This is a genomic window from Streptosporangium sp. NPDC048886 (assembly GCF_055586905.1).
In genome coordinates this window covers 38,295-50,693 of record NZ_JBVJHH010000060.1, presented here as the reverse complement: position 1 = coordinate 50,693, position 12,399 = coordinate 38,295, and the positions used below count along the sequence as shown (strand labels likewise).

Below are 12,399 nucleotides of genomic sequence, written 5' to 3'. Positions count from 1 at the left end.
CAACCGCTCCCGCCGGTCGCGTTCCGCGGCGGTCAGCCCGCCACCCTCGGCATACCTCATACCTCCGGGATAGCCGATTGCCGCAGGCCATCACAGGCCGACCCCGTCGTAACACCAGCCTTTCAAGCTCAGCAGCCGTAGAGCTTCTCGAATGAGCAGGTGAGGACATGGCGCAGGGGACGGTGGCTGTCGGCTTCCCGGAGGACCGGGTGGCGATCTACAACGCCCTCGACGAGAACGGCGTGAAGTTCGGGCCTCCAGGTCGCCGATATGTACGCCACAAGATCGGTGTGTAGCCATCGATCGTATGGGACAGTCGGGGCACTGTTATCTACACGGGTTCGAAGCGGGAGCTATGGTGGCAGAGTTTCAGCTCGGCGACTACATCCTGGTGCAGGACGGCAGGACCCTTGAAATCTTTCACCGGGGCCTGTCCGAGAGCAGCCGCTACCACGTGGTGTTTCTTGGGGTGGATGTCCAACCGCAAGGTGACGGGTTCAAGGTTCGGCTCGGCGCCAGGCAGGGCGACGACCAGGTCACGGGCGGGGTGAGACTGAAGATGGACCAAGAGGAGTTCGCACGTTTTCGTGATTTCATCGCCTTGGCCATCGCGGCACGCGACCAGGTGAGCGCCCTGAACGAGTCCGCCTCTGAACCAGTCCAGGACTGATAGAGGCTTCGATCACCCCGATTTCGGAAAGGCTGCTCCGCCATGGTGCCGAAGGCGGTTCCCCCTGCCTGGGCTTTCAAGGGCGGAGCGGGTGACGGGATCGAACCCGCGCTGTCAGCTTGGGAAGTCTCTATCGCACCTGGCCGCTGACCTGGGAAGACGCTGACCTGCGGGGGAGCGCTTCGAGTACCCGTGATTCCCCGTGAGTCCCTCTTGGTCACTCTCCTGACGGGCACGCAACGGGCACGACGCCAGTACGCCTGCCCGAACCGCATGAGCAGCTCCGGCAGGGGCGCTCTGATCAGCCGCACATGGACCAACGCACCTACGCTCTAGGCAGGGGCCTGTGAAACATGAAGGCCTCGGGCGACCGCGTCGAGCGCGTCCTTCGCCGCCTCCGACGTGGTGACCCTGAGCACCACCCCGTGATCTGCCACCCACATCATGTCCGTGCGGTCCTCGGAGACGACTGGATCGGTGGCCTTCTTGGGCTCGACGGGATGCCGCATGACATTCAAAGCAAGAATGTCCAGAGCATCGCTCATCTTGCGCTGTGGATGGTAGACGGACACCTGCACCATTCGACCACCATCGCCTCGCCAGCGAAGCGCCTTTCCGCTCAGGTCAGCGGCCGTTGCGGACACGGCTTCCGGCTGGCTGAGGCCATCAGGCAGGTAACGTACTTCAACCCCATCGACCTTGAGGGCAGGGGTGACCGCGGCGGGGGGGCCGGCGGCGATTTGAGCGGGCTGTGAGGCGACGACATAGGCCGAGCCCGCCGCCACCGCGACGAGTACGGCCGCGATTGTGGCAACCAGCTTGGGGCGGGCTACCCTTCGCCGAAGCGGTATCGGAGCGGTTTCCTCTGCCAGCATCTGGGGCTCAGGCTGTGACAATCCGTCCTCCTCATTACAACGAGGATCAACAATAACGCAGACGCGGATTCGTGAAGATCGAAATTGGCGCGGCCGAACCTCTGGCGCTTCAAAGTTTTGATCTGGAAGCGCTCTGATCTACGACTGTGGCCAACCCCGATACTCAGTGAGTCAGGGTGGGCTTAATCCGGTTTGACGGACATCCGAGATCAGGGGCTCGTCAAACCGGATCAAGCCCAGACAGATCCGGAGCTCGCTGGGAGGGCGGACGAAGAGCCGTCTGAGCCAATTCGGCGCCGTCGCCTGTCGATCGCTGGGATTGGCGCATCTGGCGAAGGCGATCTGTCGAAACGGGTCGAAGATCTGCTGGCGGAGCGGTTCAATCGGTCAGCGTGACCGCCCCGCTCCTCGACACTGGCCCCTTGATCGCTGTCGTTGATCGAGATGACAGGCACCATGCCTCATGCGTACGGCTTCTTGAGGAGTTGAAAGGACCACTACTCCTCCCCTTGACGGTCTTGATCCAAGCCGGTCGGACGATCAACAGGCATATGGGGCCTGACGTACACGCGCTTTCGGGTTGCTGCTGGTCGGCGACATGATGTCCTGTCGGGCGGTGCCGGTTCTCCGGGCTGTAGTAAGGGCGTACGGAACTGGCGGCCCCCTGCGGTCTCCGCGGGCAAAGGTGACGATTGCGATAACCTCGGTCGGGTTGAAGCTTAGGGGGTGAGTCACGCGGTGCCGGAGCCACTCGACGACACGGAGCTCGAACGCCACATGCATGAGACGCTCGCGCTCGTGGAGCTGCTGTGGGCGGGGGAAACGCCCCACGAACACGTGCGGGACGAGCCGGAAGCCCGCGGCGAGACCCAGGACGGACAGGTACGCGTGGCCGTCCGCCCTGGGGGCGTCGAGCTCATAACCCTCGCCCCCCGCTTGCTGCGGCTCCCACCGGACAGGCTCGCGGAACTGGTCCGGGAGGCCGTCAACGCGGCCATGGCCGATCTCCTCGGCCGCTCCTCCGCCGACGTGCCCGATCTGGCTGAGCTGGCCAGGACGCTGAACGAGGTCCGGGACGAGGCCCTGTACCGGATGGATGTCATCTCCCAGTCGATCGCCTCGGCGATGGCCAGAATCCGCAAGCGGACCTTCGTCGCCGGGGACTCCTATCCGCCTGGCTTGGAGAACCTCATCGACATGACGCGGCGCCACCTCGACGACGCGCTGGCCGGCGTGGACGGCGTGGCGGAGCCCGTGCGCGGAAAGGGGGAGGCCGCCCGGGGGCGGGTGCGCGTGGTGGTGACGGATGGCCGGGTGGAGTCGGTGCTGATCGACCCCAAGGCGATGGTGGCGGGCTCGCATGAGCTGGCCGAGCAACTGCGCGAGGCGATGAACGCGGCTTTCGAGGAACTGCCGCGCGCCAGACGCCGCCAGGGCGCGGCCAGCGTGGACCTGGAGGAACTGGCCCGCCGGGCGCGGGAGACGCAGGGCGCGAGCATCGCCCAGATGCACGCCGCCACCCGGGCGCTGCGCGACATCATGACCAGCATCCAGGGGCCGGAGTGAGGTGCTCGGTGGACTCCGAAGGAATCTTGTACAGGCCCACACACACCTACCAGGCCGCCACGGGCGTGGGCGCGTCGGCGGAGGAACTGCGGGAGCGCCTGGCAGCCTTCGACAAGGAGCTTGCCGGGGACGGCGACGCGTTCGGCGCTGACGACCTGGGCGCCCTCATCGCGACGATCCACGGGGCCATCTATCAGATGGCTTTCGAGTCCTACGGCGACAACACCGGTGAACTGGAGACGTACGCCGGTGATCTGCAGGCGATGGGTGTCAGCCAGGAGTGGAGCGAAGACGCGGCCGTGGTCGAGATCAACAACGTTCGAGAGATGCTCGGGTAGCCGTCGTGGGGATGCAGCTACCCGCCAGGCTTGGCAAATTCATGAACATGGCCGGTCGGCAATGGCCGATGAGCGATGAGGAGAAGCTCCTCAGGATGGGCTTGGCCTGGCTCGGCCTGAGCGGCGACATGGGGAGGCTGGCAGGTGGCGCCGACGCGCACGCTGCCGGAGCCTGGACAGCGCAGGAGGGCAGGAGCATCACCGCCGCCCGCGACGCGTGGGATGCCGAGGACTCACCGCACAAGAACCTGCTCGACGGCCTGACGGGAGCGGACATCGTCGGTCTCGGGCTGATGGTGTGCGCTGCGATCGTCCTGGTGCTCAAGGTGAATTTCATAGTCCAGTTGATCCAGCTCGCCGTCCAGCTCTTCCAGGCGATGATGGCCGGGCCGGCGACGTTGGGGGCGTCGACGCTGCAGATCCCCATCCTCCTGGAGATCACTGGCAGGCTGCTCGACCTGTGCGTCACCATGGCCATGAACGGCGTCATGGGCGGATGAGCCGCCTCAGCCTCCCGCAAGCCCCTTCTCGTACTCTTCCATCGCCGATTCGCGCGAGTGGTAGGAGGGGAATTCGATGACCCGGCCGTCCTCCCGCAGGACGAGGAGGGGCCCGGCGCCCAGCAGGCCGTCCTCGGGGTCGCGGGTGCGCAGGTAGGAAACGGTGGTGTAGACGAACAGCCAGCCGTACGGCCGCTCGATCGTGGCCTCGTCGTTGACCGCGAACTCCTCCTCACCTTCCTCGGGAGGGAACTCCCTGGCTACGTAATCGCGGACGATCCGCTCGGCCTCGGCCCTGGTTATCACCACTGTCCTCCGTCACGCCGTCCGGTAGAAATCGAACCGGGGGAACCCTCCGTGGGGATTCGCGTCGGCCATGAGCCTCCGCTGTCCGTCCAGGTACGACATCTTGCCCCCCACGTTCCCGATGTTGTAGACGTGCCCCGCACCCTGGCCGCCGTGCGCCACGATGATGCCACGGGAGCCGGGGTTGTTCGCGATCAGCTGCTCCACTTCGTCCAAGGAGTTCAGCCCCGTTCGCATCTCGGTGGCCTGCCTGCCGTAAACTCCGCGGGCCACGGGGATCGGCACGCCCCTGGCGCGGGCTCCGGCGACGGCGGCACGACCTGCCAGGATGTCGTCGACCGCCAGGGCGACCTCGGTGCAGTTTCGGGTGGAACCGGTGGGGTTCACGTGCCGCATGGCGACTCTGGTTTCGTACCGACTGAGGGGGCGCCCGCCCGCCTCCCTCAGGAGCCGGTTGATCTCCTGATGGGCGGCCCGCATGGCGGTCTGCTGGGCCGCCGTCATCGGCGTGTTGCCGCCCTCCAGCAGATGGACGCGCTGGGGACGTATGCCGACCAGCGGGATCTCGCCGTGTCGCCGGGCGGCGTAGCGGGCGGCCTCGTCGTCGACCCCGGCCAGCCGCTGGGGACCGCCGCGCCGCGCGCCCCCGTGAGGCGCCTTTCTCCTGAACCAGGGCGCCGCCTTGCGGAAAAGCCCCAACGCTGCCCCACCGAGCTTCGCCATTCGGGATGTATAGCACGATTACCGACGCCGCATGGCGGCCTTAGCGGTTGTAGATCACCGATAGGAAGCGCGCCAGCACCGCCTCCCGCGCACCCAGCACTGCCTCCCACGCGACGGCGGGCAACGCGTCCAGGACGACGTTGACCTTGTCCTGGGCGACAGTGACGAGAAGGGCCGGCCCCCAGCCACCGACTGCCCGATGCTTGTCGCGCTCGCCCAGGAGCCTGAGGCATTCCCCTTAAGGCCCTCGGCATGGTTGATCAGTGGAAAGGCCCTGTGGAAGCCGCCGTGGCCGCAGAGCTTCGGCTTCTCGACCCGGGGTGAGATCGCCGCCCTACTGAGCAGCCATGCCCGAGTGGCGTCGTCGCCCTGGGCGGGGAGGAACTGTTGTGCCTGCCGTACGGCCTCGTGGGCGGCGTGGCCTTCGGCGGCATAGGACCTGTAGGTGTAGGTGCAGGCTTGGATGATCGGGTGTCCGCTCTCCTTGGCAGCCGGGGCGGAGACGTGTCCATCCCCTGAAAGCGTGGAGACTCGGTTATGCGGCGATGGTCTCCTGAGACCTCGCCTTGGTGGCTGTTCGCGCGGTCATGATCTGTCGCTCGTAGACGATCGGGGGTAGCCCGTCGGCGGCACTATGTCGGCGGCGGGTGTTGTAGAAGTCGGCGATCCAGGAGACGAGGGTGGCGGCTTCGCCGGCGGTCGCCGCCAGACGTCGGCGGAACCGGTCGGGCGGGCCGCTCTGAAGCAGGTTGCTCAGTTCGTTGATGTGTGTGGTGAGCCCTTGGTAGATGGCGCGGGCGGGGAGCACGTGCTCCAGGCGGTGGAAGCCGATGGTGCGGGCTTCGAGGCACTCGATGCCGAGATGATCTATCTCCATGCGGCCAAGGATCGGGATCGGGCCATCGCCGACGCGCTGGGAGAGATCGTCAAGGAAGGGCTCAAGCCCAAAGACTATGATGATCCGCCTCTCGTCGAGATCAAGATCAACTGATCTGGCACGGATCTGGCACACGAGTGAGAAGCGGCCCCTAAACAATCAAGGCCCGGGGCCGGAAGTTATCCGTGACCTGGGCCTTTGGAGTGGGGCGGATGACGGGAATCGAACCCGCGCTGTCAGCTTGGGAAGTGCATGGATCACGCCTCGTAGGAGCGCTGAGCTGGGCGTCGGGCCGGTCGTGAGTGACCGTGTTTGACCCCTCGTCACCCTGTCTAATTGCACGCTAATTGCACGACGATCAGCCCGTGACCTGGCCTTACCCGCGCGGCGCGCACTCTGCCCGTGGTCTGCTCGGCTTGTCCCGGGTCGAGGGCGGACGGGATGAGCAGGCTTCCACCTCCGCCATCTACGGAGCCCCAGAACAATGCGGCGATCATCCCGGAGCCGGAGTACCCTCGCCGGAGGTGTAATCGTAGTGTCGGCCGCACTTCCGTCAGGGCAGACCTTACTGTCGGGCGCGGCGAAGTTCGGCTTCGATGAAAAAGCGGTGGTCATGGACGGTGAAAGCACCCTCGGATTGGATGCGCTCATGGAGAGCGCGTAGTGGTTTCTCGTAGCGATTGTGATCGAAATCGGACACCTGCCACGGGACAGCGCGTAGGTGGAAGACTATGGCGCCAATGTCCTGAAAGGTGTAGTCGATCATCTCTTCCCGGGCGTCCAGCATGCGCAGCCCGCATTTGTGGAGCTGCTCCTCCGCGACGGCTAAAGTCCAGCTTTTTGGATCCGTGGAGGATGGTGTGCCCAGTGCAAGGTTCAGCTCTAGGTTATTACGGCTGCCTACTTGCTGCGTGAGTAGTCGGCCACCTTCGGTTAGAACGCGCGCCACTTCGGCCGCATCAAGCGCGCCATGCCTGTTGAGTACGAGATCGAAAGTGGCTTCGCGTGCAGGGATGCGATCTGCCGTACCGGCCAGCACAGTAACGTTCATCGGCCTGAGCCGCTTGACGGCGACGGGTACGTTGGGCTGCCATCCCTCCATGGCGATGGTGTGGCGGGGCAGCGGAGATAGAGAGGCTAGGACCTCTCCTCCGCCGGTGTCTATGTCGAGCAGTCGCCGCGTTGTCGGAAGCAGCGCCGAGGCTCGTTCGGTGTAAGCCCAGGATGGTTTCCCGCCAGTTGTTCTGCCGCGTAACCAGCTGAAGTCCCAGCCGAGGGTAGATGCTTGAGCGGCTTGGTCTACAAGATCGTCGTAGCTGAGCACTCGGTCACGCTAATGAGGTTCATGGCTGGTGGCCACTGGATTACTGGCGCGGTTGACTTTCTTGGACCGAGCGGTTCCCCGCGCTGTCAGCTTGGGAAGTCTCTATCACGCCTGACCGCTGAGCTGGGGAAACGCTGACCTGCGGGGGAGCGCTCCGGCTGCCCGTGACTCCCCGTGAGTTCCCTTTGATCACTCTTCTAACGGGCACGCAACGGGCACGGCTGTTCGCTACGGATCATGATCCGCTTGTTAGGCCCAGGCTGCTGGCGAAATCCTCTGAGAACCCTACGACGACCTCATCGCTGCCCACCCAAAAAGACTCAGGGCTTGTCCAGCGTGGTGCCGCAGCAATGAGCCAGGCAGAACCGGCCGAGAAGTCAAGCCGGACCGCGGTCGGACACGGCACCGGGCCTAAGGCTCCGACTGCCTCGTCCCAAAGGATCTGTGCTCCCGCGATTGGCTGCTCAACTAGGTTCACCCAACGGGGGTATGTGATCACGTCCCACCGGGGCGGCCCGTCCGGTTCTCCCACGTTCCGTAGATGGACGGACATCGGCGAGGGGAAGATCTCCAGACCGTAGTGGGTGAAGGAGGAGCCCCAGACGGCCGAGTAGACCCCCGCGTCCGTCATGGTCAACTCCACTCCCATCACGGGATGGTGCCAGTCGCCGTAGTCCCAATCCTCGATGTGCTCGTTGTAGTCATGGAGGCCGTAGTAGGTCGCCTTTTCGATCTGGCGCCCGACTAACTGGCCAACGACAGCCTCGTACTCAGCCGCGTTGCCCAGTCGTCGCGGGTCGTAAGTCATGCGTGAATCGCCTCCGGAACATTGCGGCCTACGTTGATCAACCACGTTCCCCGGTGAGCCAGGGTGAGGAACGAACCCTGGATCTTCGATCGCCCCCGACCACAGCAGACCTCAACCACGATGAGGCGATCGTAGGGCTGCAGCTGGGCGGTGGCGCGACCCAAGGCCGGCGGATGCGTGGGTACGGCGCGGTGTGCGTGCGGCGGCGGCCCGGAGTCCTGCGCGCCGCCGGGACCGGCCCCCAGGCCGCATGCCCGGCGCGCGCCGGCAGGCGCAGGGCCGGGCGACGGCGCGCAGCGCCGCCGCCCCTTGATACCTACGAGAACAATTCGGCAATGTCTAGTGACGCAACAGATTGACCGTCCGCTTTTTAGGAAGACCAATTATCTCGGTCAGGTAGCGGGGACCGTGGTCAGAGGGTAGTAGACGGTAGCCGAAGTGAGTCCATGTGCGGGGACGTTGCTGTCACGTATAACTATGGTCATCCGGTGGCAAGCCCCGACGAAGGAGGGGTTGGCGTCGATCGCTTCAGCTGCCAACGGCGGCTATCGAGGTCAGCGATCGTCACGGCCTCGCCATGGGAATCGACAAAACCAACCGCTTCAAGGAAGTGGTGTTCGTACATGCGGATTGTTTCGGCGATCTGCTGGAACCCACAGGGCATGTCGGGGTCTTTTATTGATCATCCCGTGTGTACCTCGTGTGTTGGATTAGATCACAATCTTGACGCGATTGATATGTTCGAGCTTGTTGATCTTAATGAACCATGATCCTGGAGTCATGGGCGACAGGCACCGTAGACGGCCGTTCGAGTTCTTGTTACTGCTGGTACTAGCGGGTGTGGTGGCGGCGGCGGTGCCGTTGATACCTTCAACGTGGCCGCTGGCGGTGCGATTGATGCTGGCCGTAGTGGGGGCGATCGCGGCAGGGGCTGCGGGATCGTATGTCAGTGAGTGGCTTACTGCTCGACGAGCGGCCAAGGCCGTCGAAGATACCGCGATTGCTGAGGAGGAGACACGGCGGGCGGCGCTGGTGGCCACGCGTGAGGTGGCTGCGGCGGGTGAGAGCGTGGCGGGATTGTTGCGTCCCGAACGTGGGGCGGTTGCGTTTGCCGGACGTGTAGAAGAGCTGAAGTCGCTGACCGGCTGGTGCAGGGATGAAGTGGCGTGCCCGGTGTGGTTGCTGACCGGTCAGGGTGGGGTGGGAAAGACCCGGCTGGCTTTGCATCTAGCCGAGTCGCTGCCTTTTATGGAGTGGAAGTTCCTACAGGTTCAGCCGGGGCAGGAGGTGGCGGCCGTCCTGGCCGCTGGCCAGATGAATCAGAGGGTGTTGCTCCTGGTTGATTACGCCGAGACTCGCTCTGAACTGGCGGACATGCTGGCTGGAGTAGCCCGCTTAGAAGCAGCGGGAGATGCGGACAGGCTGCGAGTGTTACTGGTGGCCCGTCAAGCCGGCGAATGGTGGACTGAGCTGGACACCGAATCATATGCAGTCCGGGACTTGGTAGCACGCACCTCGATGCTGGAGTTGGCACCCGCCTTGGATACCGAACGCGGTGACCTCCAGGTGGTCGAAGAAGCATTGCCTTTTTTCGCGGCAGCACGAGGCTGTTCAGTACCGCAGATAGCCGTCACCTTTAATTCGGCGGAACGGCTGCCGGTACTGGTACTGCACGCGGTGGCGCTGGTGGCGGTGCTGGACGAGGAGCAAGGCACAGCGGGAGGGCGCGCGGCTGCGGATTTAGGGGTGTTGGACCGGCTGCTGGGACATGAGCGCCGACTGTGGGACAAGACCGCCCGGCGCGCCGGGGTAGGAGTGGATTTGGCCGTGCTGCAACAGGTGGTCGCGGCTGTGGCGCTACTGCTGAGCCCTCAAGACCATGATGAGAAGGCTATACGGGCGGTGGTGCGGCGGGCGCCTGATCTGGCGCGGGCCGATGATGCGCGAGTGGGGGCGGTGGTGCGGTGGTTGCAGCAGGTGTATCCCGGAGGCGGGGAACGGGTTGAGGCGTTGCAGCCTGATTTGCTGGCTGAGCGGCACGTGGTTAATCAATTTATTAAGTCTTCGGAATTGGCTCGACTATGCCTCGCAGATTTGACTTCTACCCAGACGGAACGTGCGCTAACGCTTCTCGCGCGCGCCTGTAATCACCAGGAAGAGGCGCAGGAAATACTTGCTCGCGCTGTGGATGAAAGTATGCCTCACCGCATTAATCAAATCGTTTCTGTGGCACTTCAAGGTGGCGCTCACGTTGGTCGAGCTCTATATCAATCCCTGCAAAGAAAGGTGCTTGCATATGATGAGCTCGAACAGATAACCAATGCAATTCCCTCTGATAGTTCAAGCCTACTTGAGGCGGATCGGCTTGTTGTCAAAAGGATTCTCTCGGAATATTTCGACACTATGGAAATTAATAGGAAGGCGTACTGGTATCGAGCCCTAGGTGCATTGGATTTTAAAGCTAGCAATCTTGATGATGCACTAACGCACACAGCTCTAGCCTTGGATCTTTACGCAAGCGAGACTCTATCTCCATCCCACGACGTAATGGAACTGAGCAGGATCGCCCATAATCTAGGTACCGTGTTGTCCCAGAAGGGAAGGGGCGATGAAGGGGTGAAGTTTCTTAGGGAGGCTGTAAAGATAAGGAGGCGGATAGTTCATTTATCCGGAGAATTCCAGGTGGAGCTAGCTATAAGTCTAATTAATTTATCAAGTGAGCTCAGGCCTTCTGAGGAGTCTCTTGCCCTCGCTCGCGAAGCAGTGCAATTACTGGAGGTATCCCCAAAAGAGCATCCGGGAAAGTATCAAGCGGAGTTAGCTGGGGCGAAACTAGGACTGGCCTCGCGGCTGGACGACCGTGGTCTGCGAACCGATGCGCTTGAACAAGCAAAGGCTGCAGTCTCTATATATCGTAAGGTCATTGCAGACTCTCCCGACATTCATCAATATAACCTCGCTTCAGCGCTTCTCAATCAAGGAAACTACCTTGAAGAGATCGGTTATCAGCGAGATGCAATCGCAAGCATTGAGGAGGGAGTCCAGCTATTAAAGAATCTTTCCAAAACATACCCTAATCGGCATGATGCCGCGCTTGCACATAGTTTGATCAACTACGCTACGAGCCTTGGAAAGCTTGAGAATAAAAACCAGGATGCAATATCAGTAATGTCCGAGGCTATCGATATTTGCCGTAAACTAATTGCTGTCGATAGGGTGGCTCACGGAGGGATTTTTGGCCGTGCACTTGTCCATATGGGTCTACTGATGAGACGAGCTGGCCGCTATCGCGAATCCATGGCTTCTATTGCGAAAGGGGTTGATATTTATAAAGATTTGACCAGGGTTGGCGAGTCTGAACATGTCGATATTGAACTCAGCCGCGCTCTCTTGAATTTGTCATCCAGTCAGGCATCCTGCAATGATTTGGCGGCCGCCCTGCAATCGGCAGAGGAGTCGCTGAATATTCTCCTGACGCACCGCCAGAGCGACCACGAAGTATATATTGAAGAATGGGCGAAATGCCTAGTTACCCTCAGCAGTATGCTTTCACTCTCGGGAAATCAAAAAAGAGCGATATCGGTTACCACTGAGGCGGCAACTTCCTATCGAGAGCTAGCTGCGATAAATCCAGGACGTCATTCTCTAATGCTTGCTCACGTGCTGGCTATGCTTGGGCAACGCTATGCGGAATTTAATAACTATAGCGAAGCGATAATTAGCAGCAAAGAAGCTCTTTCCCTATTTAAGGAACTGCCGACTGTCGCCCCCGGGGGACATGAAGGATCAATTGCATCCGTGCTTCTAGATATCGGTATGCAGCTGTCCGAGCTGGGCAAGCCCAACGACGCTTTAAATTGTGAGATGCAAGCAATAGAAATTTACGACAAATTAGCAAAAGACAATCCATCTGCCCATTTGGTGCAATATGCGCGGGCGCTCGATAATGCAGGATGCTCTGCTGTCCAGATGGGTGATCACCGCGAAGGATTGCGTTATTCTCGCAAGGCTGTAAGAGTCGCAAGATCGATGAGAGAAATTGATGAGGTAGCAGGTGATCAGATACTTCTCCAAACCTTGGGTAATCTCCTGGAAAGGCTCCGAGAGTTTCAGCTACTGGACGAGATGCAGAGAGTTGACATGGAGATTGTCGCGCTCATCCAGCGACTTAGAGGAGTCTCTTCCCACATCTCCCGAAATTTGACTATCTTGGACTAGGGAGTGGAGGGGCAAATATTTGGTTCCCCGCTTTCAGGCTTGACAATCACTTACGGAAGCACCTCAATCAAGTTACAAACAGTTGGCACGGAAGAGTGCGGCCGCTGGGGTCAGTGAGGCAATGCGATCGTCACGCATTCTGTCGGCCTAATCGCTCGTCTGCTGTCGTCCCGCCGCGGAGCAGCAGCAGGCCG

The 12,399-nt window shown here is 61.8% G+C and carries 13 protein-coding genes; 7 read left to right on the top strand and 6 right to left on the bottom strand.

Annotation, left to right across the window (positions count from 1 at the left end; translation table 11 throughout):
* The first annotated feature begins 167 nt into the window (after positions 1–167).
* The gene (locus ACZ6R6_RS44425; RefSeq protein WP_470103041.1) at positions 168–296 is read left to right on the top strand and encodes a hypothetical protein; all 129 of its coding nucleotides are present in this window, start codon (positions 168–170) and stop codon (positions 294–296) included.
* Between the two features lie 59 nt (positions 297–355).
* Complete coding sequence (locus ACZ6R6_RS44420; protein ID WP_470103039.1) at positions 356–670, top strand: hypothetical protein; 315 nt, start codon at positions 356–358, stop codon at positions 668–670.
* Between the two features lie 332 nt (positions 671–1,002).
* Here the strand turns inward: ACZ6R6_RS44420 and ACZ6R6_RS44415 are convergent, their stop codons facing one another.
* Positions 1,003–1,545 carry a hypothetical protein gene (locus tag ACZ6R6_RS44415; protein ID WP_470103038.1) on the bottom strand — a complete coding sequence of 181 codons (543 nt, stop codon included), beginning with the start codon at positions 1,543–1,545 and terminating at the stop codon, positions 1,003–1,005.
* Positions 1,546–2,283: 738 nt separating this feature from the next.
* Between ACZ6R6_RS44415 and ACZ6R6_RS44410 the strand changes: the two genes are divergently transcribed.
* From ACZ6R6_RS44410 to ACZ6R6_RS44400, 3 genes are read left to right on the top strand one after another with little or no spacing between them, the layout of a single operon-like run.
* Entirely contained in the window at positions 2,284–3,111 is an 828-nt protein-coding gene (locus ACZ6R6_RS44410) for a hypothetical protein (protein WP_470103036.1), read from the top strand.
* Positions 3,112–3,137: 26 nt separating this feature from the next.
* Entirely contained in the window at positions 3,138–3,449 is a 312-nt protein-coding gene (locus tag ACZ6R6_RS44405; RefSeq protein ID WP_470103034.1) for a hypothetical protein, read from the top strand.
* Between the two features lie 5 nt (positions 3,450–3,454).
* Positions 3,455–3,949 (top strand): WXG100-like domain-containing protein, encoded by a 495-nt coding sequence (locus ACZ6R6_RS44400; protein ID WP_470103032.1) that lies wholly within the window; start codon positions 3,455–3,457, stop codon positions 3,947–3,949.
* 6 nt (positions 3,950–3,955) lie between these two features.
* Here ACZ6R6_RS44400 and ACZ6R6_RS44395 read toward each other — a convergent pair whose 3' ends face one another.
* From ACZ6R6_RS44395 to ACZ6R6_RS44385, 3 genes are all read right to left on the bottom strand, one after another.
* Entirely contained in the window at positions 3,956–4,258 is a 303-nt protein-coding gene (locus ACZ6R6_RS44395; protein WP_470103031.1) for a YrhB domain-containing protein, read from the bottom strand.
* A 9-nt stretch (positions 4,259–4,267) separates the two neighbouring features.
* Entirely contained in the window at positions 4,268–4,978 is a 711-nt protein-coding gene (locus ACZ6R6_RS44390) for a toxin glutamine deamidase domain-containing protein (protein WP_470103029.1), read from the bottom strand.
* 535 nt (positions 4,979–5,513) lie between these two features.
* Positions 5,514–5,855, bottom strand: coding sequence for a hypothetical protein (locus ACZ6R6_RS44385; protein WP_470103027.1), 342 nt, complete (start codon positions 5,853–5,855; stop codon positions 5,514–5,516).
* Between ACZ6R6_RS44385 and ACZ6R6_RS44380 the strand changes: the two genes are divergently transcribed.
* Complete coding sequence (locus tag ACZ6R6_RS44380; protein WP_470103025.1) at positions 5,841–5,969, top strand: hypothetical protein; 129 nt, start codon at positions 5,841–5,843, stop codon at positions 5,967–5,969. The genes ACZ6R6_RS44385 and ACZ6R6_RS44380 overlap by 15 nt on opposite strands.
* A gap of 451 nt (positions 5,970–6,420) precedes the next feature.
* Here the strand turns inward: ACZ6R6_RS44380 and ACZ6R6_RS44375 are convergent, their stop codons facing one another.
* Together ACZ6R6_RS44375 and ACZ6R6_RS44370 are read right to left on the bottom strand one after the other, a co-directional pair.
* Positions 6,421–7,179 (bottom strand): methyltransferase domain-containing protein, encoded by a 759-nt coding sequence (locus ACZ6R6_RS44375; protein ID WP_470103023.1) that lies wholly within the window; start codon positions 7,177–7,179, stop codon positions 6,421–6,423.
* Between the two features lie 235 nt (positions 7,180–7,414).
* Positions 7,415–7,987 carry a hypothetical protein gene (locus tag ACZ6R6_RS44370; protein ID WP_470103022.1) on the bottom strand — a complete coding sequence of 191 codons (573 nt, stop codon included), beginning with the start codon at positions 7,985–7,987 and terminating at the stop codon, positions 7,415–7,417.
* Positions 7,988–8,767: 780 nt separating this feature from the next.
* Here ACZ6R6_RS44370 and ACZ6R6_RS44365 point away from each other — a divergent pair.
* Positions 8,768–12,205 (top strand): tetratricopeptide repeat protein, encoded by a 3,438-nt coding sequence (locus ACZ6R6_RS44365; protein WP_470103020.1) that lies wholly within the window; start codon positions 8,768–8,770, stop codon positions 12,203–12,205.
* Positions 12,206–12,399: the final 194 nt, after the last annotated feature.

Excerpts from the sequence above, each read along its gene's own strand:
- ACZ6R6_RS44420 (WP_470103039.1), top strand. The coding sequence starts at position 356 with ATGGTGGCAGAGTTTCAGCTCGGCGACTACATCCTGGTGCAGGACGGC.
- ACZ6R6_RS44415 (WP_470103038.1), bottom strand. The coding sequence starts at position 1,545 with ATGCTGGCAGAGGAAACCGCTCCGATACCGCTTCGGCGAAGGGTAGCC.
- ACZ6R6_RS44385 (WP_470103027.1), bottom strand. The coding sequence starts at position 5,855 with ATGGAGATAGATCATCTCGGCATCGAGTGCCTCGAAGCCCGCACCATC.
- ACZ6R6_RS44390 (WP_470103029.1), bottom strand. The coding sequence starts at position 4,978 with ATGGCGAAGCTCGGTGGGGCAGCGTTGGGGCTTTTCCGCAAGGCGGCG.
- ACZ6R6_RS44365 (WP_470103020.1), top strand. The coding sequence starts at position 8,768 with ATGGGCGACAGGCACCGTAGACGGCCGTTCGAGTTCTTGTTACTGCTG.
- ACZ6R6_RS44380 (WP_470103025.1), top strand. The coding sequence starts at position 5,841 with ATGATCTATCTCCATGCGGCCAAGGATCGGGATCGGGCCATCGCCGAC.
- ACZ6R6_RS44370 (WP_470103022.1), bottom strand. The coding sequence starts at position 7,987 with ATGACTTACGACCCGCGACGACTGGGCAACGCGGCTGAGTACGAGGCT.
- ACZ6R6_RS44425 (WP_470103041.1), top strand. The coding sequence starts at position 168 with ATGGCGCAGGGGACGGTGGCTGTCGGCTTCCCGGAGGACCGGGTGGCG.